Origin of the sequence: Bacillus sp. FSL K6-2944, assembly GCF_038005385.1 — a bacterium.
In the GTDB taxonomy this organism is placed as follows: Bacteria; Bacillota; Bacilli; order Bacillales; family Bacillaceae_G; genus Bacillus_A; species Bacillus_A cereus.
Genome location: NZ_JBBOTE010000002.1, coordinates 857534 through 881601 on the forward strand (window position 1 = coordinate 857534; position 24068 = coordinate 881601).

Genomic DNA, 24068 nt, shown 5'->3' on the forward strand with positions numbered 1-24068 from the left:
GTGGGATGAAAGTGAATAAAGCTTTAACAATTGCAGGGTCTGATAGCGGCGGCGGTGCTGGAATTCAGGCAGATTTAAAAACATTCCAAGAGCTTGGTGTATACGGAATGACGGCTATTACGGCAATTACTGCTCAAAACACGCTTGGCGTTCAAGGGGTATATCCTGTTCCGTTAGAAGGTATTACAGAACAGCTGAATTCAATTGGTACGGATTTAACACCAGATGCAGTGAAACTAGGAATGTTATTTAGTAGTGAAATAATTCAAATTGTTGCAGAACAAATTAAAAAATTTGGCTGGAATAATATTGTGCTAGATCCCGTTATGATCGCAAAAGGCGGTGCATCATTATTACAGCAAGAAGCAGTTCATGCATTAAAAGAATATTTATTACCAGTAGCAACCGTTATAACACCGAATGTTCCAGAAGCAGAAGTGTTAACTGGGGTGGAGATTCATAATGTTGAAGATAGTAAGGAAGCTGCAAAAGTATTGCACGAATTAGGTGCTAAATATGTGCTTATGAAGGGCGGACATGCAGAATATCAAGGTAATGAAGTAATTGATTTCCTCTTTGATGGAGAAGAATTTATTGAGTTTAGAAGCGAGCGAATTCCTTCAAAGCAAACGCACGGAAGTGGGTGCACATTTGCTTCAGCGGTTACAGCAGAACTTGCGAAAGGATACTCAATTGAAGATGCTGTTCAAGAAGCAAAACGATTTATTAGTATAGCAATTGAAGAGCCATTGAATATTGGTAGTGGTCATGGACCAACGAATCATTTTGCGTATAAAGTGAATAGAACGCGTGTATAGATAAGTGAAAAGCCAGTTTTATAACTGGCTTTTTTTCTGTTTACTTTTTCAAAATACAGGAGTAATATATCAGCCAGAATATATTTTTTTGTAAACGCTGAGTCCAATTATATGGAGCGGAGGAACCAATTTGTGCAGTGTCACTAGGGGTGAATCTTTCAAATTTGAAAGTAGGGCTACTCTCAAAGCCCGAATCCGACAGCTAACTTCGTAAGCGTCTTGAGAGAGGACGGTGCCATGATGGATACATCACTTCATCGATCTGATTAGTATAGGGGAATATCAATCTATGTTTGATTTCTTTTATACTAAGGAGGATGAGGTACATGGAACTAACACTTATTTGTGTTGGAGAAGAAAGTAAGGTAAATAGTTTAAGAGATCTAGTTGCATTTCAACATGAGTTAGTTATTTTTACAGCAAATGAAGAGGTAGCGGCTGAAGTTAGGAATTGTGGGTTTGATTGGACTTATAGTTGTAGTAAGGAGCAGGATTTTACTAGTATTTGTGAGTGTATTAAGAAGGTCATTTTACTAGGGGATGAGCTTCCAATCGTTAGTTTCTTCACAGAACACATTCGTTTTTCTTTTCAAGCACCTATTACTGTTGTTACAAGGAATAAACGATATCCAGCGAGGCTCTATGAAACCATTGGAGCTAAGTTTGTCGTGTTTACAAATTGTGATAATATTTCTTTTTTATTTTTTGAATAGGGCGGGGGAAGAAATGATGAAGGTACTATTACTTGGAGATATAGCAAATCGTTGGGCAGTATCGGTAGAGCGAGTTCAAGAATTGGTCCAGATTGATCCCCTTTTTCCAGGGCCATATATTATATTACCATCAAAAGATGCTTTGTATTTAGAGATGGATATTACCGAGTATGAGCAGCTACATGCAGAATTGACACAAGTTTATATTCGTGGGAGAAATTTACGTGCATTTTTACGAGGAGAATAAAGGTTGAATAAAAAAGAGCGAATGCTGAGTGCAACAAGCTATGCACTTCATGTCATTCGCTCTTTTTATTTCATATTTAAAAGGTCATTTTTAAGAAAAGAAAAGAGAAATAAAGAAAATAGATGAAATAACAGTAATAATCTTCAATGTAAGCGTTTAAATGAATGTAAATATTATTATTTTCAGTAATTTACCCCTTTACAAGTGAAATATAGAGGAGTATATTTACTCTCATAAATCATTCATAAAATTTCCAAAAAAACCTAAAATCGCTGAGTTCCAGAAATGGAGCGGGGGAACCAATTTTGTGCATCGTCACTTGGGGTGAATCTTTCAGTTTTGAAAGTAGGGCTACTCTTTAGGCCCGAATCCGACAGCTAACCTCGTAAGCGTTTAGAGAGGAGGTTTACTTTTTGTTGTTCATTTTTTGAACACTGAGTAGAGCTCAGTGTTCTTTTTTAATATTTAAATGGTAAATTTTAACAAAAAGAGAGGGGATAGTTATGTTAGATGTTGTAATGGTCGGGATTTTTATTTTATTAGTTGCATCGATGGCAAGTCTTGCAAGTTGGTCAGATAAAGTTGTGAAAGAAGGAAAACAATCATGATGATTGTCTTATCGGTTATTGTCGCAGCAATTACAGTGTATTTAGTGTATGCATTATTAAATCCAGAGAAGTTTTAATTAGGGGGAATCATTCATTATGATTTGGGTTGCAGTCATTATTACAATGCTCTTGTTTATTTTAGTAGCAAAGCCAACGGGGATTTATTTAGAAAAAGCTTTTCAAGGTAGCAAAACGTTAGATAAAGTATTCGGGCCTTTTGAAAAACTTATTTTTAAAATTACGGGTGTAAAAGCATACAATCAAACGTGGAAACAGTACGCATTATCATTAGTTTTATTAAATGGATTTATGATCGTTGTCGTATACTTCATTTTCAGATTACAGGGTGTGCTGCCACTAAATCCAGCGCATATTGAAGGGATGGAGCCTACGCTCGCTTTTAATACAGCAATTAGTTTTATGGCTGATACAAACTTACAGCATTATAGCGGTGAAAATGGTTTATCTTATTTATCACAATTAATCGGAATTACATTTTTAATGTTTGCGGCACCAGCAACGACATTAGCGCTCGTTATGGCTTTTATAAGAGGACTTGCTGGAAAAGAACTTGGTAACTTTTTCGTTGATTTTACGAGAGCGTTAACGAGAGTGTTTCTTCCTATTGCATTTATTGCGGCACTAGTTTTTGTCGCACTTGGCGTACCACAAACGTTAGATGGGGCGGTTACAGCACAAACGATTGAAGGTGCAAAGCAAAGTATTTTACGTGGACCTGTTGCATCATTCGTTTCCATTAAGGAACTTGGAAATAACGGCGGTGGATTTTTCGGAGCAAACTCTACGCATCCTTTCGAAAATCCAGGACAAATGAGTAATATTTTGCAAATGATGCTTATGATGTTATTACCAACAGCACTTCCATTTACGTACGGACGAATGGTCGGAAATAAAAAACAAGGCCGCATCCTTTTCGTGTCACTATTTATGGTATTTTTACTAGGGTTTATAACGATTACGACATCTGAACTAAACGGGAACCCGGCATTAAATGGAATGGGTATCGAACATGTACAAGGAAGTACAGAAGGGAAAGAAGTACGATTTGGAACAGTATTTTCTTCACTATACGCAACGGTAACGACAGCTGCTGAAACAGGCGCTGTTAATACGATGCATGATACGTTAACACCAATTGGCGGTTTAGTTCCGCTTGTAAATATGATGTTAAATACTGTGTATGGCGGCGTTGGAGCAGGTTTTGTAAACATTATTATGTATGCAATTATCGCGGTGTTTATATCTGGGTTAATGGTTGGACGGACACCAGAGTTTTTAGGTAAAAAGATTGAAGGTAAGGAAATGAAATTAATCGCGGTCACGATTTTATTTCATCCATTGCTCATTTTAGGATTTTCGGCATTAGCTCTTTCAACAAATTTAGGGACGGATGCTATTTCTCATTCCGGTTTCCACGGTTTGACGCAAGTGGTATATGAATATACATCGTCAGCTGCGAATAACGGATCTGGATTTGAAGGATTAGGAGATAATACACCGTTTTGGAATATTACGACTGGTTTAGTTATGTTTTTAGGACGTTACTTCAGTTTAATTACGATGCTAGCTGTGGCAGCTTCATTGAAAGAAAAAACGGTAGTGCCAGAAACAGTCGGAACGTTCCGTACAGATAATAGTTTATTTGGTGGCATCTTCATCGGAACAATTGTAATTGTCGGTGCATTAACATTCTTCCCGATGTTAGTACTCGGTCCAATTGCAGAATTTCTTACATTGAAGTAATGGAGGGTAAATGATGAGACCGGTAGTAGTAAAAGAAAAACAATTAAATGAGTCACAAATACATGCTGTAGAAGATGAAGTTAGACAAGCGAAAACGATGGATCGTGATATCGTAACACATGCGATGAAGCAATCCGTTGCGAAATTGAATCCGAAAGTCATGATAAAGAATCCGATTATGTTCGTTGTGGAAATTGGATTTATCATTACGTTCATTTTATCTTTTCTTCCAAGCAGTTTTAGTAGTATACCAGGATGGTTTAATATAACAGTTTCTCTCATTCTATTATTTACAGTTTTATTTGCGAATTTTGCAGAAGCATTAGCAGAAGGTCGTGGTAAAGCGCAAGCCGATTCTTTAAAGCAGTCGAAGAAAGATGTGTTTGCAAATGTAGTAAAAGAAAATGGAGACATTGTCCAAGTTTCAGCAACTGATCTTAGAAAAGGTGACGTTGTTATCGTAAAACAAGGAGAAATGATTCCAAGTGATGGCGAAGTAATCAAAGGATTAGCATCTGTAGATGAATCTGCAATTACAGGTGAATCAGCTCCTGTTATAAAAGAAGCAGGCGGTGATTTTTGTTCCGTAACAGGTGGAACGATGGTCGTAAGTGATGAAATTACAATTGTCATTACGAGTAATCCTGGTGAATCATTTATCGATAAAATGATTTCTTTAGTAGAAGGAGCTGCTCGTCAAAAAACGCCGAATGAGATTGCTTTAAATACAGTATTAACGAGCTTAACTCTTATTTTCTTAATCGTCGTTGTGACGTTGCCGATTTTTACAAATTATTTAGGTTTTCAAATTGATACTGCTGTACTTGTAGCGTTGTTAGTATGTTTAATTCCAACGACAATTGGTGGTTTGCTATCAGCGATTGGTATTGCGGGGATGGATCGGGTGACAAAATTTAACGTGCTAGCGATGTCAGGGAAAGCAGTAGAAGCTGCGGGCGATATTAATACAATTATTTTAGATAAAACAGGTACAATTACTTTTGGGAACCGAATGGCTCATACATTATTGCCTGTAGGAAATGAAACGATTGAGCAAGTTGGAAAGTGGGCCGCTATTAGTTCTGTTTTAGATGAAACACCAGAAGGTCGATCTGTTATCGAGTATGTGCAGGGAAAATCTATATCATATAATAGAGAACTTGCAGAACAAGGTGAGTTTGTTCCGTTTAAAGCAGAAACGAGAATGAGTGGTGTTGATTTACAAGACGGAACAAAAGTGAGAAAAGGTGCTGTAGGTGCCGTTATTGAATGGGTTGAGTCACAAGGCGGAACAATTCCGAAAGATGTAAATCAAAAAGCAGACTTAATTTCAAAAGAGGGCGGAACACCACTTGTAGTTGCAGTAGATAATCGTATTTACGGTTTAATTTATTTAAAGGATACAGTAAAACCGGGTATGCGTGAGCGTTTTGAACAGTTACGCCAAATGGGGATTAAAACGGTTATGTGTACAGGTGATAATCCGTTAACAGCAGCAACCATTGCAAAAGAAGCTGGAGTAGATGAATTCGTTGCCGAGTGTAAACCGGAAGATAAAATTGCTGTCATTAAAGCAGAGCAAGATAAAGGGAAACTTGTAGCGATGACAGGTGATGGTACAAATGATGCTCCAGCATTAGCACAGGCGGACGTTGGATTAGCGATGAACAGTGGTACGACAGCAGCGAAAGAAGCGGCAAACATGATTGATCTAGACTCGAATCCAACGAAAATTATTGAGGTTGTAGGAATCGGTAAGCAATTGTTAATGACGCGAGGTGCTTTAACGACGTTTAGTATTGCGAATGATATAGCAAAATATTTTGCAATCATTCCAGCAATGTTTACACTTGCGATTCCGCAAATGGAGGCATTGAACATTATGAAATTAACATCACCACTGTCAGCGATTTTATCAGCATTAATATTTAACGCTGTTATTATTCCATTACTCATTCCGTTAGCGATGAAAGGTATTGCATATAAACCGATGAGTTCTAATGCATTGCTTAGCCGAAACTTACTTATTTATGGGCTTGGCGGAGTTATCGTTCCGTTCATTGGAATTAAAGTAATTGATATAATTGTCGGCTTGTTCATATAAGGAAGAGGGGAAAAAGATGGAGAAGAAACAAAGTATACTATCACCAATTATCCGTATTACTTTTACATTTCTAGTGTTGTGCGGACTTGTATACCCGCTTATTGTTACTGGTATTGCACAAGCCGTGATGAAGGATAATGCGGATGGAAGTCTAATATATAATGATAAAAATGAAGTGATTGGTTCTAAATTAATCGGGCAAAACTTCACGGATCCACGTTATTTTCAAGGGCGTGTTTCTAGTATTGAATATAAGGCTGAAGCATCTGGTTCAAATAACTATGCACCATCTAATCCAGATTTAGAGAAACGAGTAGAGAAAAGTATTGAAGAGTGGAAGAAACAAAATCCGAGCGTTCCAGTTACAGAAGTACCGATTGATTTAGTGACAAATTCAGGTTCAGGGCTTGATCCTGATATTAGTCCGAAGGCAGCTTCTGTGCAGGTGGATCGCATATCGAAATTAACGAATATTCCGGAAGAAAAACTTAATCAATTGATTAAAGATCAAACAGAAGGTGCTGCGCTTGGTTTATTTGGAGAGACCCGCGTAAACGTCTTAAAGCTAAATTTGGCATTACAGGAATTAATGAAATAGTAACAGTGCTACCTCAATCTAACGGATTGAGGTAGCGTTGTTTCGAATGAAAGGTAGTGTTTATTTTGTATGCAGATGATTATGAACCGAAGTTTCAAAGGCGAACGCCAGAGGAATATTTAGAATATATTCGTCAGCAAAATCGCGGAAAGTTAAAGTTATATGTAGGAGCAGCTCCAGGCGTAGGAAAAAGTTATAAAATGCTCTTTGATGCAAGGGAAATGAAAAAAGATGGAATTGATATTGTAATTGGTTTAATTGAAACGCATGGAAGAAAAGAGACGGAAGAAGCAATTGCTGATTTAGAAAAAGTTCCTTTGAAAGAAATACAGTATAAAGGAAAGGTATTTTATGAGCTTGATGTGGAAGGAATAAAAAAACGCGCGCCTCAAGTAGTCGTAGTGGATGAACTTGCGCATAGTAATGTTCCTGGTTCTAAACATAAGAAACGTTATATGGATGTGCAGGAATTGTTAGAGGCTGGTATATCGGTATTATCAGCTTTTAATATTCAACATTTAGAAAGTGTTCATGATATTGTAGCTCAAATTACGAATGTAAAAGTAAGAGAACGAATTCCAGATTTTATTTTACAAAAAGCAAATGAAATTCAGCTCGTTGATGCAACACCGGAAGTACTTCGGAAGAGGTTAATAGACGGAAAGATATATAAAGAAGAAAAAATTCAGCAAAGCTTACAAAATTTCTTTACGCTTAATAATTTAGGAGCACTTAGGGAATTATCGCTTCGTGAAGTCGCTGACGATATGGACGAAAAGATTAGTCAAACAGTGATAGAACCAATCGGAGTGAAAGAAAAAATTCTCGTTTGTGTACAATACAGTTCAACAGCGGAGAAATTAATAAGACGGGGATGGCGCATGGCTGATCGGTTAAACGCTGAATTGTACGTATTAAACGTTGAGAGGGAAAATATAGATTCTATTTCAGCTGGAAAAAAGCAGACGATTGAAGAGTGGAAGTTGCTAACGAATCAATTTGATGCAAGTTTTGTATTAGAAGAAGCAAAGGGAAGAAAGCCAGCAGATGTTATTATTGAAGTGGCAAAAAGATTACAGGTGACGCAAATTTTACTTGGACAATCGGCTAGAACAAGGTGGGAAGAAATACGAAAAGGCTCTATTGTAAATGAAATTATGAGACAAACAAAGTATATTGATATTCATATTGTTGCGGATCAAAGAGGATAAATAGAGCCGACCTTTTTGGGGGCTCTATTTTGCTTTTTGTACAGAATGAAAACTTAGCATTTTCATTGTATATAAGATTACAAGTAAAAACATAATTGCGCCTAGGAAGAAAATCCAAAAGTAATTTTGGTTAAATAAAAGAAATCCACCTATAAGTGGCCCTGTGCCCATACCAAGATAGCGGATGAAGTTGTACATACCGATAGCTGTTGCGCGTTCTTGTACGAATTCTTCTGTTAATAAAGTAGTGTGAGTTGGCATAGAAAGTCCCATACTAAAACCGTACAAAGATGTAACGATAATGATGAATGGGATATTGATGTTATATGTGAAAGAGAATAAAACGACACATATAATATTGAAGAAACTCGTAATAAATAAAGCTTGCTTTGTTGTGAGTCGTTTTTGCAAAAACTTGTAGCAAAAACTTCCTAGCATGATAGAAAGAGACATTGGTACAAACATAAGACCAATTTTATTTACAGTTAAATGAAATGAATTTGTTAAAATACTCGGTAAAAAAACGAGAAAGCAAAAGTAAATACAAAATTGAATGAAGCCAATAAGAGTAATAGAAAATCCAGTTTTATTTTTTAAGATAAGAGAGTAATTCTTTTGTGCTTTAGATTGTTTAATTATATTTGGCTTTGTTTCTGGGAGTAGTGAAATGTTTATAATTAATAAGATAATGCCAAGTGTAGATAAAAAGAGAAATACAGATAAGTGACCATTTATACTGCCAAGATAACCACCTATGAGAGGAGCCATTGCAGGTGCGAGGGCAAGTAACATTTGGTATAGGCTCATCGCTTCTCCGCGTTCTTTTCCTTCAAATAAATCGCCGATAATCGTTGCTGAAACTACAGGTATAGCCGCTATTCCTATAGCTTGAACAGCTCTAAAAAAGAGAAATAAATAAATGTTTGCCGAAAAGGCACATCCGATTGAACCAATTGTACTAATGACTAAACTAGGGATAAGGACAGATTTTCTCCCTTTTGTATCAATTAAAGGTCCATATACGAGCTGCATAATTGCAAGAACGAATGTGAAAAGTGAAACTGTTACATTTACAAGATAAAGAGAAGTGTGAAAAGAATTTTGAATCATCGGTAAGATAGGTGTGTAAATATTTTGAGCGAAGGAACCGAGTAAGGCACTAATACAGACAACATATAAAATGAAAGTTAGTTTAGATTTTTTCATCTTGTTAACCTCCTTGTATTTTAGTTTCCTTGGAAACTAAATTTATTTTAACATGATTTTCTCACTTGTAAAGATGAAAAAATAATTTTAAAATGGTATATAGTTAAATTGTTTCTTTGGAAACTTAGGAGGCGAACGGATTGAAGCATACAACGAAGCAAATGGAAATACTGTCGGACATTCGTACACTTTTGCATAAAAAAGAAGAACATTTAAAACGACAAAACGAGAAGTTTCTTCGTGAGACAGGTGTAAGTAGTATGTCTTTATCTGAGTTACATGTAATCGAATGTATCGGAAAAAATGGTTTGATGAATGTAACGGCAATTACGACAGAAATGGGCATGACGAAGGGAGCAATCTCTAAAATTTGTACAAAGTTGTTTCAAAAGCAATTCGTTGAGAAGCTGCAAATGTTAGATAATCAAAAAGAAATCTTCTTCAGCTTAACGGAGAGTGGGAATGAAATATATAAAGCTCATGAAAAATTGCATAAGCAAGCTGAAGAAAAGTGGTTGTTACTTTTAGATGGATATACGAAAGAAGAGCAAGACTTTATTCAAAGGTTTATAAAGGATGTCTCCGGTCATTTGGAAATATAATTGGAAGAAAAAACTCCTTTTTCTCAAGTCTTTTAAATATAATTTCTGAAAGAACTCATATATAATAGAAAAAGATACTTAACATGGTGAATAATTAAAGAGTCAATATATATAGAGGAGAGAGTAACATGCTTGAAAATACGGGGTTAGTATTAGAAGGCGGCGGTATGCGTGGTGTATACACGGGCGGGATATTAGAATACTTTATGGAACAAGATTTATATTTTCCATATGTAATCGGTGTATCAGCTGGTGCTTGTCATGCAGCGTCGTATCTTTCCAGACAAAGAAATAGAAATAAAACGGTCAATATTGATTATGCATCACATCCGAAATATTTATCGTATAAAAACTTATGGAGAAAACGTCAGCTATTTGATATGGATTTCATTTTTCACGAAATCCCAGAAAAGCATGTGCCGTTTGATTTTGAAACATACTTTAATAGCCCGGAACGTTTCCTTGTAGGAACGACGGATTGTGAAACAGGGCAATCAGTTTATTTTGAAAAAGAAGGCACGAATGATGATGCGCTAAATTTATTACAAGCGTCTAGTTCATTGCCTTTCATTGCACCAGTAGTAAATTACCGCGGTAAACAACTGTTAGATGGCGGGATTTCTGATCCAATTCCAGTTCGTAAAGCGCAAGAGGATGGATTTAAAAAATCAGTCGTTATTTTAACGAGAAATCATGGCTACGCGAAGAAAAAATCAAAGTTTGGATGGGTTGCAGCGAAAGCTTATAAAAAATATCCGAACCTTGTTAACACGATGCTAAATCGTTATGAAGTGTATAATGAAACACTTCACTATATTGAAAAAGAAGAACAAGCTGGCAATTTATTTGTTATTCGCCCAGAAGTGCCGCTTCAAGTAGATCGTATGGAAAAAGATACAGCAAAACTACAAAATTTATACGAGCAAGGCTATGAAGATGCAAAGAGGCAATTTGCAGATTTGCAGGCGTTCTTGCAAAAATAAATATTAGGCTGTGGAGAAGAATTTCTCTGCAGCCTTTTTATATTGCTACTTATACGTTCCTTTTTAAAAATGTATGAATGTTTAAGTGTTTAAAGAGTTTGTAAAACATCGGGGTTTCTTGTTGAGGAGAATTTATTTGAAGGATATTATGATGATGTAGCGCTACTAAAATATTAAATTTATGAGATAATATGAAGCGACCTCCTAGATTATCAAGTCAGGGATTTTAACCCATAATAATGAATGAAAACATTATGAATGGGGTTATACCCTATGATAATAGGAGGCCACTATGGAAAATATAATCTATATTGGGATGGATGTCCACAAGGAAAGTTTTAGCTTATGTGCACTACACGGAACAACTGGGGAAATTGTAAGAGAAGCACGATGTGCTTCAAATGTATCTCTCGTAAAAAAATTCGTTGAGAAACTGAAAACAAAATATGGTGAAGATATAAAAATTAAAGCTGGATATGAGGCTGGTTGTTTAGGGTATTCACTTCATAATCTTCTTGAACAAAATGGAATTGATTGTGATATTTTAGCTCCCACAACAATGTACAGTTCATCAAAAAATAAAATGGTTAAAAATGATAAATTCGATGCCAAAATGATTGCTCTTAATTTAGCAAATGGCACCTATAAAGAAGTATATGTTCCAGAAGAAGAGGATGTTGCCGTGAAAGAGTATATCCGCATGTTAGGTGATTTTAAAACATCTTTGAAAAAAATAAAACAACAGATAAAAGCATTCCTTTTAAGGCATGGCTATGTGTATGAAGGGAAATCAAGCTGGACAATCGCTTATATGAAATGGTTAAAGAATCTTGATCTACAAGGATTATTCAAAGAAACGTTAGGCGAATACCTATTACAGTATGATGTTCTAGTCGATAAAATTGAGCGGTTCAGTCTGAGATTAGAAGAATTATCTCATCGTGAAAGGTACGAAGAACCAATCGCAAATTTAAGATGCTTAAAAGGTATAGATACAACATCGGCAATGACTGTTCATGTGGAAATTGCAGACTTCACTCGTTTTCCCACGGCTAAAGCATTTATGGCTTATGTAGGATTGACACCAAGCGAAAGCTCAAGTGGAGAAAAAATCAGTCGACGTTCGATTACAAAACAAGGAAATTCGACCGTTAGGTCTACTCTTGTAGAATGTGCAAATGCGTTGGTAAAAGGAACAATCGGATTAAAATCGAAGCGAGTGAAAGCAAGACAAAAAGGGCAACGAAGCGAAGTGATTGCTTATGCGGATCAGGCTGTAGAAAGGTTACAAAGAAAATATTATCGCATGATATATCAAGGGAAACCTAGAAATGTTGCCGTTACAGCTATCGCAAGAGAACTGGGGTGTTTTATATGGGGATTAGAAACAGGTAAAATTCACCGAAAATAAAGAGGGAAGGATATGAAGTTGATTGATTCATTCATAGTTAGAAACCAAAGGTATCAATTGATGGCATAGATGAGCTTCAGAGATAGTGAATTACAGGTCTGGCTATCTATGACTCACCTCTTCTGGCATGGCTGAAATTCTGATAAACAAGCTATTTATTAGAATTTGAAAAGGTGTGATCCACGCAGTGAGATTATAAGAGCCTAACGACGAACCATTAACCTGAGGTAACCAATCCACGAATAACAGAGTGGTTAACTGTCGATAGATCTTATTTCTGAAGCTTTTGTATGCCATCAAGAAAAATATTATGGGTGAAAAACTATTGACAAAGGTCACTTCATAACAGGTGATTGTTAATGAAAGGAAAAGTTTTTTCAATTACGACTTTAGTATTATTAGCAACATCAATCTCAACAAGTGCATTCTATCCAACTCTAAGCGGTCACAAAAGCGGTAACCTACTATCTTATAGAGCTCAAACTACTACGAATCAAAATGCATCTCGTTGTTCAGTAGCAATTTCTTTTATTAAATCAAATGGAAATAATTCATATATTGAAAGCGCTTCAGACAAATTAGGGTCCCATGAATCTGGAAGAGCATTAAACGCAACTGTGAGTAATGGTGCATATAACGCCTTTGGTGCAAAAGGACTATACTCGGAGCATTATGCAAATGAGAATAATGACTATCAAGAAGATACACACAAAGGTACTTTTGATAGTAACGGTAACTTACGATTACAGTGGTAAAAAGCATTAAACAGTTGTCTTTATAAATATTTGGATAAGGAGAAGGGGATGTTCATCATCTCCTTCTTATTTAAAAGGAGCACAGACATGTACCTAGCTTTTAAAAATATAAAAAGCAATAAACTGTTTTTCTTAATTCTCCTTATGTCATTTTTTATTTCTTTTCTTTCTATATCAATAGCCGCACTTTTAACAGAATCTAAACGAAACTTTATATCTGCTTTTCAAATCGGTTTTCCAGAGAAGAATCAAATTTTAACTGTTCCGATAGCGAATGCAACTGAATTGGAAGAGATAATTCCTTTCATACAAGATATTTTTGTTAAAAGTGATATTTATGTAGAGCATTTAAAAGCATTAAATAGTTCAGGGGCAACAAAGATTATAGCTGTGAACTTAAAAGATGATTATTATTGGAAGCCATATATTTCTGAAGGACAATATTTTCATCGTGAAAATGTAAACAATATGGTTGTTGGCGATCAAACGAATGTAGAGGAGTTATATGAATTTGATGATACATATAAAAAAATAGGAACTATATCAAGAAAAGACAGTGACGTCGGTGTAGCAGGTATATACGTTCCACTTCAAAACTTACCTACTATATCTAAAAAAGGTATTATCGCGAGTAAACAATTACAATTAACAGTTGTTAATCCTACATCATCTATTCATAACGAAATAAAAAAGTTTATGGATAGGAGTAAAGAAGTGCTTTCGGGAGATGTTCAAATACTGAATGAACGAGATCTTCAGGAACTACATGTGACACATATAGATCCAGCAAATAAGTATTATTATAAATTCATTCTTGTTGCAATTGTTTCTGGCATTTCTGCGGTTTTATTTTGGATTTATAAAAAAGAAAGAGAGATTTCATTAAAAAAAGCAGTAGGTGCTTCTAATATATCTATTTACTGCGAACTATATATTCAAATTTTGTTTATTTCTCTAGTGGCGATGCTGTTGGTTTTTCTGGAACAATTCATACGTATTTTCAGACATACTTATTAAAACCGTTAACACCATATGTATTGGTATGTAATATTGTTTTTATAATTTTTCTTACAATGTTTGTTACTGTAATTCCAATCAAGCACATTATAAATATATATCCCGGAAAACATTTAAGAACGTAGGAGGTCTTCATGTTTTTTATATTTGATTCTATACGGTCTGTGAAAAAACGGTTGTTACCAAGTTTGATTATAGTAATTTCTTTAATTATTGCATTTTCTTCAGCAATAGAATTTGTTAGTAATCTTTCGGGATATCAAAAAATGATGACGGTAGCAAATAATTTATCGACTCATAAAAATTTTTATGAACTTTATGCGACGCAAGATATAACATTGTTTAGCGAAGAAAAAGCAAAAAGTGATTATCAACATTTCATGCAAGGGTTATCTAATACGATACCAATAACAAATAAAACAAATTATTTGTTCCATAACTATTCACTTAGTTTAAAAAAAGAAAATGGAACGATAAAGACTCTTATTGTTGATAAAGATATTAATAAGTACTTTCATATACGAATTTCACAAGGAAGATATTTTGAGGAATCGGAATTTCATAAATCAGTATTTGATATTAGACCTGTTATATTAGGAGCTAATTATATAGAAAAGGTATCTATTAGTGATGTTATACCATCTGGAAAAATGAAGCTAAAAGTAATTGGCTTTTTAGAAAAAAATTCACCATTTACATATCCTCGAAGTGGTGAAATATCGGATAATCGTATTACATTATTAGATGACATGGCGATTTTACCAATTGGAACAGAAGAAATAGAGTTCTATAGTGTAGAACTTTTATACAATGGGTTAATTATAGAAACAAAGGAGCAGATAAATATAAATGAATTTCAAAAGAAAGTATTAAAGGTAACGGAAGGTAAGGGTTATTCGTATTATGTTACAAATCCGAATAAATTGTTAGAAAATGAAAAACAAGGTATTGATAATATGTCATACCCCTTATTATTAAGCGGTACAGTCTTATTTTTTTCATTTCTATCTATTGTATTGACATCAATGGCAGCACTTTATATGGAACGTAAAAATATTTCTATTAAATCAGCGTTAGGTGCAAGCACTTTTCAAATATGTCTTCCATTTATTATTGAGTATATGTTGCTATTCGTTTTAGCGATATGTATAGGAATAATGTATTTTCAATGGGAGAATAGCGGAGTAATTGAAATTCAGAAAGGGCTAGAAAATAGTATAGTATCTTTCTTTGGAACGTTAAAAGTCTCTATAGAATCATTGGTTGTTATAGGTGCTTTATCACTTGTAATGATCCTCGTTATATATGCAATCATTTATTTCAATGTACTAAAAATAAAAAATACATATATGAAGAGGTGTTATAGATGATTCAGCTCGCAAATGTGGCTAAGGGATTTGGAAAGAATAATTTTAGTGCTTTAAAAGATATTAATCTTACAATAGAAAAAGGCGAAATGATAGCCATTATGGGCCCCTCTGGTTCGGGGAAGTCTACTCTCCTTAACATTATTGGCTTAATCGATAGCCCCTCTGCTGGAAAGTATTTTTTAGATGGAATGGATACGAGTACATTAAAGCAAAACTATCATAAGTATAGAAACACGGAAGTTGGATTTGTGTTTCAAAACTTTTCGCTACTCGATGATTATACGATTATTGAAAATGTAATGCTTCCACTTGTATATAGAAGAATTTCTCATAAGAAACGTATGCAAATATCAAAAGAAATGCTGAAAATGGTAGGGCTTGAGAGGCATATTAACAAATATCCTTACGAGTTATCAGGAGGAGAACAGCAAAGAACAGCAATAGCAAGGGCTTTAGCACAAGATACAAAAATTATACTTGCTGATGAACCGACTGGTGCTCTTGATCAAGAAAATGGGGAAAAAATTATGAGTATTTTACAAGAGATTAATAAAGAAGGAAAAACAGTGCTAGTTGTTACACATGATCAAAAGGTAGCTGCATATTGTCAGAGGACGATACGGTTACTTGATGGTTGTATGGTATAATATGGATAATGTTATGTGAAGAGGTGATACATATGGAAAATGTATATAAAGGACTTAGGCATACCGGATTTACTGCAATGCTTATTTTTGGAGGGGTATTTCTACTTCGCTGGCTCATACATGATGAGATGCTACTGGATCAGCTTATTGGATTTAGTGTAGGAATGGTAATGGTTGTTTCGTCAGTTTCCATTCAAAAGTATAGTAAAGAATTACAGATGAATGAGAAATATTAATAATTATTAATTGCTGTTATCTTTTTCATAGTTTAGGAATAGTGGAGGCTTTCGTGTGATTTTCTTATTTGTAGTATATTTTGTTTTCATTATGACGTTGGTAATTACGTTTCTTCTTTCACAAAAGTCATATAAGAAGCCTGTTATTAAATATATACCAACGTTAGTATTGTTTATTTTGGCTTTCATTTCTTCTGCTATGTTTGTATTGAATAATGGAATGGGAGAGCTGATGATATCGGTCTCTTTAGGGGTTGCAGCGATAGTGAACGGTCTTTTACTTCTTGTTTTGAAAGTAGTTCGTGTGATTGTTGCAAAGGGAAAGTAGAGCATCGAATTCGATGCTCTACTTTTTATTTACGCTTCTTTTTAATAAATGAAAAGGCTAAAGCTGTAATTAAAATGCTGCCTTTAATAATATCTTGTGCATAATAAGGGACGTTCATCATTGTGAGTCCATTCAATATAATTCCAATTAATACCGAGCCGAGGAATGTTCCGACTATATTTGGTTTCTTGGCACCGAACATTGCGTAACCGATATAGGCAGCTGCGACTGCATCCATTAATAATGGAGCACCAGCTGAAACTTGTCCTGTTCCAACGCGGCTGCATAGAATAATGCCGCCAATAGAAGCTAGTAAACCACTAATCATATAAGCATATACACGGTAACGATCAGTAGGAATACCGGCTAATCTAGCAGCTTCTCGATTCCCACCAGTCATATAAAAGAAACGACCGTACGTTGTTTTTTCTAAAAATAGATGTGCAATTAAAACGACAGTAAGCATGATAATGACAGGGACTGGAATTCCTAAGACGGAACCTTGACCGATAAATAAAAAAGATGGAATAAAATGTCCTGTTGCACCGGACATTCCTTCATAAATTGAAGATCCTTTTGAAAATGTTAAGTGTAGTCCATTGACGATATACATGATACTTAATGTAGCTAGTAAATCAGGTAGTTTAATTCGGATAACGAGTAGTGCATTTAATAATCCAACTAATAATCCGCAAAGAATAGGAACAAGGAGTGTAACTAATAGTTCTTGTCGATATAAAACGAGACAAGAAGCAGCTGCAATTGTTGCTAAACTAGCGGTGGAGCCGACTGATAAATCAAACCCATCTACAATCAATGTAAAGGTAACGCCGATTGCAAGTAACGTTACGATGGAAATAGAACGTAAAATATCACTAATATTGTTATATGTTAAAAAAGAATCATTGACGATAGAGAAAAAAATTGTAACACCTATAATAATAGCAATTGTACTAAATTGATAAAAAAGATGAGTAGGTAAATATAGTTTCTTAGTTTTCGTTTTATGAACGAGATTCAATGGAATAGCTCCCTTCAGATAAATGTAAAAGCTGTTCAGGAGATAGTTCGCTTGGTAAGTATTCACCTACAAATTCTCCGTTTGCCAGTATAAGAATGCGATCAGCGATATGCAACGCTTCATCTTGTTCTCCTGTGAAATAAATTACGGAACTTCCGTTTTCTGTAATGTTGCGAATGAATTGAAAAATGTCTTGTTTCGCAGCGATGTCTACACCTTTAGTTGGCTCGTCTAAAAGAAATAGATTAGGTTTGAATCCACTCCACTTTGCAATTGAGACTTTTTGTTGGTTTCCACCGCTAAGTGAATGAATAAGTGCCTTTGGGTCATTTGGTGAAATACCGAAAGAAGAAATTGCTGTAGTAGCATCATTTAATTCGGTTTGTTTTCGTTTCCAACCTGATTGATGTAAATTTGTGTGACTTATAATATCTTCCGAAAGAAATACGCCTTGTTTTCTTCTTTCTTCTGGTACAAGTGCGATTTTCGCTTTAATCGCATCTCGTGGTGTTTTAATCGTTAGTTTTTGACCGGCTATTTCTGCGTGATAAGTATGAAGAGCACCAAATAACGTTTCAGCAAGTGTTGTTTTTCCACTTCCAATTAATCCGTATATCACAACAGTTTCTCCTTTTCGTATTGTAAGAGAAAGGGGAGAATGACCTTCGTGTAATAGAAGCTCTTGTACTTTAAATAGTTCCTCGCTCCCGGTTTTTGGTGCTGTATTAATAGGAAGTGTAAGTTGTTTTCCAGTCATCGCTTCCACAATTTGTTGATCTGTAATCGTTGTAATGGTTTCAGAAAGGGCAACTTGACCGTTATGTAATACAGTTACATCATCCGCGAAATTTCGAATCTCTGATAAACGATGAGAAACTAAAAGGATGCCAATTCCTTTTGATGTTAAATCTTTTAATAGTTTCCCAAAGGTTTCAACTTCTTTTGGTCCAAGAGAAGAAGTAGGTTCATCTAATAAAAGGTAATTTGTATTGTTAGATAAAGCTCTTGCGATAAGAAGTAATTGTTTTTCATGTAATGAACAGTTTGAAACATCTTCCGAAACATTTAAATTTACCTGTACAGTTTGCAAATGTTGTTTAGCAAGTGCGACTAATTTGGACTTTGAAAATAGTACTTTATTTTGCATTGCTAAATGATCGATTAGTACATTTTCTAATACAGATAATCCGGGAATAAGTCCGTGATCTACTTCTTGTGTTACGAAAGAAATGCCATGCTTTTTTGCATCGCGCGGTGAAGTAAAGGAAACAGACTGAGTATCAATTTTTATATCGCCAACAACTGGTTGAATTTCACCAGTTGCTATTTTTAGTAAAGTACTTTTTCCTGCACCGTTCATGCCTAGTAAAGCGTGTACTTTTCCTTTTTGAATATGAATAGAAACATCTTCTAGAACAGGTGTAGCGACATGATAAGAATGTGTAATGTTTTGAAGAGAGAACGTCATCATTTTTTCTCCTTCTCTAATTTTTTCATCCAAGGGGAATATGCATCTTTTGAGTCTCCCCAACCGTTTATATATTTTGATAACTGATCCATTGTTATATTTTCTTTTGGTAAACTATTTTTCTTTACTAAATAAGGTTCTAGTGAATAAATATCTGGCGTTTGTTCACCAGCAATTTTTTTGTATAAAAATCGTACTTGAACCTTACCTACTTCAGCTGGATCAGTTGCAGCTGTAGCAGTCCAAGGTGAGTTTTCTTTTTGCATGAGTTGTAAATCCTCATTACTTAAGTCAATGCCATATACTTTTATATCTGTACGACCAGCTTGTTCAAGTGCTTTAACAGTCCCTTTAGCAAACTCATCCCACGAAGCGAAAATAGCTTGTAAATCGCCTTTTTTCGGATATTTCTTTAGTAAAGCTTCTACTTGTGTTTGTGTATCGAGTGGCGTGTTATTACTAGCAGTACCGAATCTTGCGACTTCTTTTATATTTGGATACCGTTTATAAAAAGCATCAATGATAACATTGCGACGTTCCATTGGAGCAAATCCGCCGACCCATACAACTGCGATATTTCCTTGTCCATTCAAATCTTCCGCTAACGTTTTTAATGATTTCCATGCAAGACTATAGTCATCTTGATCAATAATTGTCACACCTGGCAAGCGTAGATCGTTATCGAACGCAACTACGGGAATGTTCGCTTGTAACGCTTTTTCTACTCCAGGTTTTAGTGCTTCAGAACGGCCATGATCAATTAAAATACCATCCACTTTTGAATTAATAGCAGTATCTAAATTTGCAGCCATTTTTGCTAAATCGTTATCAGAATTGTAGACTTGTACACTGCCGCCAAATAGCTCAACTTGTTTTTTGACACCCTCAATATATTGAGAGGAAAAAGTTCCGATGGACATTTGCATAATTAATGCGATTTTTAATGGCTTCTTCATTTGGCTTGGAATTTCTGTTTGTAATTGATTTTCTACCGTTGTAGTCGCCTTTCTCACAGTTTGTTGCTTTTGTGAAGAGATAGTATCTTGTTCATTTGTACAAGCTGCTAATGTAAATAAGAGAAAAATAAGTACGATGGAACATAATTTTTTCATAAAAAAATCCCTCCTAAACTAAAAAGAGAGAGGAGGGAGTGAAAATAAAAAACGCCTTTTCATATAGAAAAGACGCCTTATCATATTACTCTTATCTTTCAACACAATGTGTTGTAAGAATTAGCACCGTGCCCATAAATGGGTCGGTTGCCGGGCTTCGTAGGGCTCATCCCTCCACCTGCTCTTGATAAGACATCCGATATTTAACTATTTTGAATTATTCCACAAACGAATGGTATTGTCAAACAGTATTTATAAAAAAATCCCTCAGGAAGAGGGATTTTAATGTGGTAAGAATATCAATTGATAAGCAAACAAAATTCCAAATACATATACAAGTGGGTGAACAGCACGGAATTTACCTTTTGCCACTTTCATAAGTGGGTATGAAATAAATCCAAGTGCGATACCTGTTGCGATACTTGATGTAAGTGGCATGCTTAAGATTACTAAGAATGCTGGGAATGCTTCATCAAATGCGTCCCAATCGATGTGGCGAACTGAACCCATCATAAGACTACCAACGATAATTAATGATGGTGCAGTAATAGCTGATACACCAGAAACAGCACTTACTAATGGGCCGAAGAATGCTGCTAGTGCGAATAGAACCGCTACTGTAACAGTTGTTAAACCAGTACGACCACCAGCTGCAACACCAGCAGATGATTCAATGTAAGCTGTTGATGGTGTCGTTCCGAACATAGAACCAATAGTTGCTGAGAATGAGTCAGATAGAAGAGCTCGTCCTGCTTTTGGAAGCTTTCCGTCTTTCATAAATCCACCTTGTTGTGCAACGCCAAGTAATGTACCTGTTGTATCGAATAGTGTAACAAGGAAGAATGAGAATACAACGCCGTATAATCCGTAGTTAATTACGTCAGATACAGCAGTAATTGGATTTGAAACGATAATTCCTTCTGGTAAACCAGGCATTGATGTAACACCGTTTGAGAATGATAATTGTCCCGTGAAGAAAGCGATAATACCAGTTAATAGCATCCCGATAAATAGTGCGCCATTTACATTTAAAGACATAAGGACAATTGTAATTCCAAGTCCAGCTAATGCTAGTAGTACTGGAGCAGAGTGAAGATCACCAAGTCCAACTAAGTTTGCATCATTTTTTGTAACGATACCTGTTAAACGTAAACCGATAAAGGCGATAAATAGCCCGATACCAGCAGTAATTGCATGTTTTAAGTTTTCAGGAATTGCTTCCATTAATTTTGTACGGAAAGATGTAAATGATAGCAAAATTAAAATCATACCTGCTACGAATACAGCAGAGAATGCAATTGCGAAAGTCATGCCTTCATGCGCTTTTACAACAGAGTAAGAGAAGTAAGCATTTAATCCCATACCTGGCGCGATTGCGATTGGTAAGTTTGTAAAGATTGCCATAAATAATGTTCCGACAACAGCAGCGATAATTGTTGCTGTAAATGCTTGTTCAAATGGAACACCTGCATCTCCAAGGATAACAGGGTTTACGACAATGATATATGCCATTGTTAAGAAGGTAATAATACCTGCCATAATTTCAGTTTTAATAGAAGTTTTATGTTTTGAAAGGTTAAACATATAAACATCCTTTCTGTTTACGAATAATTTTCACAACAGTTATATATAATATTCGTTTTTTATCTATTTTGCAATAGTTTTGCATAAAAAGTTTATAACAATTCATATTTTGTGTCTTAAATTCGAATATTAATCGTAAAACGATGTGTGAATTTCAGCTTTTTATTGTGCACATGCTAAGGAAAAGGAGTTGAAAGCAGCTATGCCACAGCAAAAAAACTTTATAACAATGCCTGCGCAACATCAAAATAAGCAGCCAGGTATTGAATCATTAATGAGCCCCCTTCCGCAGTTTGAAGATGCAAACTATAAAGGAAGTGAAAAGTTAAAAGGGAAGAATGTGTTAATTACGGGAGGAGATAGCGGAATTGGACGAGCAGTTTCCATCGCTTTTGCAAAAGAGGGAGCAAATGTTGCGATTGCTTATTTAGATGAGGAAGAAGATGCAAATGAGACGAAACAACGTGTTGAAAAAGAAGGTGTAAAGTGTGTATTGTTGCCGGGGGATTTGAGTAATGAACAGCATTGTAAAGATATTGTGGAAGAAACCGCCCGGCAGTTAGGTAGTTTAAATATTTTAGTGAATAACGTTGCACAGCAATATCCGCAGCAAGGGCTAGAGTATATTACAGCAGAACAGCTAGAAAAAACATTTCGTATTAATATTTTTTCTTATTTTCACGTTACGAAAGCAGCCCTTTCTCATTTGAAGAAAGGGGATGTCATTATAAATACGGCATCTATCGTTGCATATGAAGGAAATGAAACGTTAATTGATTATTCCGCAACGAAAGGAGCAATCGTAGCTTTTACAAGATCACTTTCTCAATCGTTAGTGCAAAAAGGGATTCGGGTAAATGGTGTTGCACCAGGCCCGATTTGGACACCGCTTATTCCATCGAGCTTTGATGAGAAGAAAGTCTCTCAGTTTGGGAGCAATGTCCCGATGCAACGGCCTGGTCAACCATATGAATTAGCGCCGGCATACGTATACTTGGCATCTGGTGATTCATCCTATGTTACTGGGCAAATGATACATGTAAATGGGGGCGTTATTGTAAATGGATAGTTTTCATTTATAAGAGCAAAGTAATGTTAATTCCACTTATTATAGGGAGCGCTAGGGGGGATATAGCTGAAAAAGTTATGTTTCATCATACTATTATTTTTCATCCTACCGGTTAGTGCTTTTGCTAATACAGATCATTTAATATTAGTAAATCTTACGACGAACCAGTTGTCTTTTTTTGAAAATGGAAATTACACAAAAACATTTCCAGTAACGACTGGAAGAGATCGTACACCTACGCCTGAAGGTAATTTTTGTATTATAACTAAATTTAAAAATAAAGAATACCATCGAAAAAAAATACCTGGGGGTGCACCGAATAACCCTCTTGGTACGAGGTGGCTTGGACTAGATAAGAATGAATATGCAATTCACGGGACGAACCGGGAATGGACGATTGGAAGTAGGGAATCAAATGGCTGTATTCGTATGCATGACAGGGATATACAATGGTTATATGACCGAGTACAATTACAAACAAAAGTAATCATTTCTCGTTTTCATACGAGCCCCGAATATGAAGCGAATAAACTTGGTTATCGCGTTGTGAGCTGGAATGGTCGAAAAATAGAAAAAGAACAAATTGGAGTACTTACGTTAGTAGACCGCGCGGATATATATTGGCAAGAACCAAATGGACAGTTAACGAAAGTGAAAACGGTATTGCCAAATGAAAGATATCCAGTGTACTCAAAACGAAAAGATGGAATATATTATATAGGAAACAATTCGTATATTATAGATGAAACAGGAGAGAAAGTTCGTTACGAGCAAATTCCTTCTTCGATTTTAAGTAATATATATAAACGGAAATACAATGTTCCGTAATGGCTACCGTATTATAGACGGTAGCTTATTTATACTTGGAGTTTAACTGCAACTATTGTATTTTGCTGAATATAATACAGTACAGATAGGGGGCGGTTATATTATGAAAAGTGAATTTGCGTTTAAAGTTTTCTTAGTAACGACCTGTTTATTTATCGTGTATTTATATGCGTTTCTCGTCTTTTCTTTTTATGTTCCATATGTTGATTTAATATTATTCTTCGGATTTATTTGGGCGTTTGTGAAAGCGAGGGAAGGAGAGAAGAGTATATATCGGCGCATTACCCTATGCGGGACGGCCGTTCTCGTTATTTTGTACTTTTTTATTATGCATGATTTTTGGAGAGGAATGTAAAAAAAGCATACGA

26 protein-coding genes, 1 pseudogene and 3 riboswitches are annotated in these 24068 nt (G+C 35.4%); of the genes and pseudogenes, 22 read left to right on the forward strand and 5 right to left on the reverse strand.

Annotated elements, in window-relative coordinates:
- The first annotated feature begins 5 nt into the window (after positions 1–5).
- From thiD to kdpDN, 10 genes are all read left to right on the forward strand, one after another.
- On the forward strand, positions 6–818 hold the full coding sequence (thiD, locus tag MHH55_RS25460; RefSeq protein ID WP_075677808.1) for a bifunctional hydroxymethylpyrimidine kinase/phosphomethylpyrimidine kinase: 813 nt from the start codon (positions 6–8) through the stop codon (positions 816–818).
- 85 nt (positions 819–903) lie between these two features.
- A riboswitch (cyclic di-AMP (ydaO/yuaA leader) is annotated at positions 904–1051 on the forward strand.
- Positions 1052–1144: 93 nt separating this feature from the next.
- Positions 1145–1531: a hypothetical protein gene (locus MHH55_RS25465; protein ID WP_000424087.1), complete on the forward strand. Its 387-nt coding sequence runs from the start codon at positions 1145–1147 to the stop codon at positions 1529–1531.
- A 13-nt stretch (positions 1532–1544) separates the two neighbouring features.
- Positions 1545–1778: a hypothetical protein gene (locus MHH55_RS25470; protein WP_002025339.1), complete on the forward strand. Its 234-nt coding sequence runs from the start codon at positions 1545–1547 to the stop codon at positions 1776–1778.
- Positions 1779–1781: 3 nt separating this feature from the next.
- A complete protein-coding gene (locus MHH55_RS25475) occupies positions 1782–1904 on the forward strand; it encodes a hypothetical protein (RefSeq protein ID WP_001034421.1) in 123 nt (40 codons plus the stop codon).
- A gap of 134 nt (positions 1905–2038) precedes the next feature.
- Positions 2039–2184, forward strand: a riboswitch (cyclic di-AMP (ydaO/yuaA leader).
- 97 nt (positions 2185–2281) lie between these two features.
- Positions 2282–2386, forward strand: coding sequence for a SipW-dependent-type signal peptide-containing protein (locus MHH55_RS25480; protein ID WP_000887894.1), 105 nt, complete (start codon positions 2282–2284; stop codon positions 2384–2386).
- Positions 2386–2463, forward strand: coding sequence for a K(+)-transporting ATPase subunit F (gene kdpF, locus MHH55_RS25485; RefSeq protein WP_223153441.1), 78 nt, complete (start codon positions 2386–2388; stop codon positions 2461–2463). Before MHH55_RS25480 ends, kdpF begins: the two co-directional genes overlap by 1 nt.
- A 19-nt stretch (positions 2464–2482) precedes the next feature.
- Positions 2483–4150, forward strand: a complete 1668-nt coding sequence (gene kdpA, locus MHH55_RS25490) for a potassium-transporting ATPase subunit KdpA (protein ID WP_000638330.1) — start codon at positions 2483–2485, stop codon at positions 4148–4150.
- A gap of 13 nt (positions 4151–4163) precedes the next feature.
- A complete protein-coding gene (gene kdpB, locus MHH55_RS25495; protein WP_139362470.1) occupies positions 4164–6254 on the forward strand; it encodes a potassium-transporting ATPase subunit KdpB in 2091 nt (696 codons plus the stop codon).
- A gap of 16 nt (positions 6255–6270) precedes the next feature.
- Complete coding sequence (kdpC, locus tag MHH55_RS25500) at positions 6271–6852, forward strand: K(+)-transporting ATPase subunit C (protein WP_078187016.1); 582 nt, start codon at positions 6271–6273, stop codon at positions 6850–6852.
- Positions 6853–6908: 56 nt separating this feature from the next.
- Entirely contained in the window at positions 6909–8063 is a 1155-nt protein-coding gene (kdpDN, locus tag MHH55_RS25505) for a KdpD-like non-kinase potassium sensor (protein ID WP_003269552.1), read from the forward strand.
- A 24-nt stretch (positions 8064–8087) separates the two neighbouring features.
- On the opposite strand, the gene MHH55_RS25510 is transcribed toward kdpDN, so the two are convergent.
- Complete coding sequence (locus tag MHH55_RS25510) at positions 8088–9269, reverse strand: MFS transporter (RefSeq protein WP_000748727.1); 1182 nt, start codon at positions 9267–9269, stop codon at positions 8088–8090.
- A 140-nt stretch (positions 9270–9409) separates the two neighbouring features.
- Here MHH55_RS25510 and MHH55_RS25515 point away from each other — a divergent pair, with 140 nt between their 5' ends.
- From MHH55_RS25515 to MHH55_RS25555, 9 genes and pseudogenes are all read left to right on the forward strand, one after another.
- Entirely contained in the window at positions 9410–9871 is a 462-nt protein-coding gene (locus MHH55_RS25515; protein ID WP_000683326.1) for a MarR family transcriptional regulator, read from the forward strand.
- A gap of 128 nt (positions 9872–9999) precedes the next feature.
- Complete coding sequence (locus MHH55_RS25520) at positions 10000–10854, forward strand: patatin-like phospholipase family protein (protein WP_000892677.1); 855 nt, start codon at positions 10000–10002, stop codon at positions 10852–10854.
- Between the two features lie 292 nt (positions 10855–11146).
- The gene (locus MHH55_RS25525) at positions 11147–12265 is read left to right on the forward strand and encodes an IS110 family transposase (RefSeq protein ID WP_340880263.1); all 1119 of its coding nucleotides are present in this window, start codon (positions 11147–11149) and stop codon (positions 12263–12265) included.
- Positions 12266–12624: 359 nt separating this feature from the next.
- A complete protein-coding gene (locus MHH55_RS25530; protein ID WP_000676983.1) occupies positions 12625–13020 on the forward strand; it encodes a hypothetical protein in 396 nt (131 codons plus the stop codon).
- 87 nt (positions 13021–13107) lie between these two features.
- Positions 13108–14162 (forward strand): annotated as a pseudogene (locus MHH55_RS25535) (ABC transporter permease).
- A 9-nt stretch (positions 14163–14171) separates the two neighbouring features.
- Positions 14172–15407, forward strand: a complete 1236-nt coding sequence (locus MHH55_RS25540; protein ID WP_078187135.1) for an FtsX-like permease family protein — start codon at positions 14172–14174, stop codon at positions 15405–15407.
- A complete protein-coding gene (locus MHH55_RS25545) occupies positions 15404–16054 on the forward strand; it encodes an ABC transporter ATP-binding protein (protein WP_000615281.1) in 651 nt (216 codons plus the stop codon). Before MHH55_RS25540 ends, MHH55_RS25545 begins: the two co-directional genes overlap by 4 nt.
- Before the next feature lie 8 nt (positions 16055–16062).
- Positions 16063–16290 (forward strand): hypothetical protein, encoded by a 228-nt coding sequence (locus MHH55_RS25550; protein ID WP_002195168.1) that lies wholly within the window; start codon positions 16063–16065, stop codon positions 16288–16290.
- Between the two features lie 55 nt (positions 16291–16345).
- Positions 16346–16618 carry a hypothetical protein gene (locus MHH55_RS25555; protein ID WP_000576483.1) on the forward strand — a complete coding sequence of 91 codons (273 nt, stop codon included), beginning with the start codon at positions 16346–16348 and terminating at the stop codon, positions 16616–16618.
- Positions 16619–16643: 25 nt separating this feature from the next.
- Here MHH55_RS25555 and MHH55_RS25560 read toward each other — a convergent pair whose 3' ends face one another.
- The 4 genes from MHH55_RS25560 to MHH55_RS25575 all read right to left on the reverse strand — a co-directional run bounded on the left by MHH55_RS25560 (position 16644) and on the right by MHH55_RS25575 (position 21803).
- Positions 16644–17639, reverse strand: coding sequence for an ABC transporter permease (locus MHH55_RS25560; RefSeq protein ID WP_001054980.1), 996 nt, complete (start codon positions 17637–17639; stop codon positions 16644–16646).
- Positions 17623–19110 carry a sugar ABC transporter ATP-binding protein gene (locus MHH55_RS25565; RefSeq protein ID WP_002164630.1) on the reverse strand — a complete coding sequence of 496 codons (1488 nt, stop codon included), beginning with the start codon at positions 19108–19110 and terminating at the stop codon, positions 17623–17625. The genes MHH55_RS25560 and MHH55_RS25565 overlap by 17 nt, the downstream gene beginning before the upstream one ends.
- On the reverse strand, positions 19107–20219 hold the full coding sequence (locus tag MHH55_RS25570) for a sugar ABC transporter substrate-binding protein (RefSeq protein WP_000732065.1): 1113 nt from the start codon (positions 20217–20219) through the stop codon (positions 19107–19109). The genes MHH55_RS25565 and MHH55_RS25570 overlap by 4 nt, the downstream gene beginning before the upstream one ends.
- Before the next feature lie 88 nt (positions 20220–20307).
- A riboswitch (SAM riboswitch) is annotated at positions 20308–20413 on the reverse strand.
- Positions 20414–20501: 88 nt separating this feature from the next.
- Entirely contained in the window at positions 20502–21803 is a 1302-nt protein-coding gene (locus tag MHH55_RS25575) for an NCS2 family permease (protein ID WP_000482713.1), read from the reverse strand.
- Between the two features lie 202 nt (positions 21804–22005).
- Between MHH55_RS25575 and MHH55_RS25580 the strand changes: the two genes are divergently transcribed.
- The 3 genes from MHH55_RS25580 (at position 22006) to MHH55_RS25590 (ending at position 24055) form a co-directional block, all read left to right on the forward strand.
- Positions 22006–22872, forward strand: a complete 867-nt coding sequence (locus MHH55_RS25580) for an SDR family oxidoreductase (RefSeq protein WP_001136261.1) — start codon at positions 22006–22008, stop codon at positions 22870–22872.
- 66 nt (positions 22873–22938) lie between these two features.
- Complete coding sequence (locus MHH55_RS25585; RefSeq protein WP_025921749.1) at positions 22939–23700, forward strand: L,D-transpeptidase; 762 nt, start codon at positions 22939–22941, stop codon at positions 23698–23700.
- Positions 23701–23803: 103 nt separating this feature from the next.
- On the forward strand, positions 23804–24055 hold the full coding sequence (locus tag MHH55_RS25590; RefSeq protein WP_000834195.1) for a hypothetical protein: 252 nt from the start codon (positions 23804–23806) through the stop codon (positions 24053–24055).
- The last annotated feature ends 13 nt before the right edge of the window (positions 24056–24068 follow it).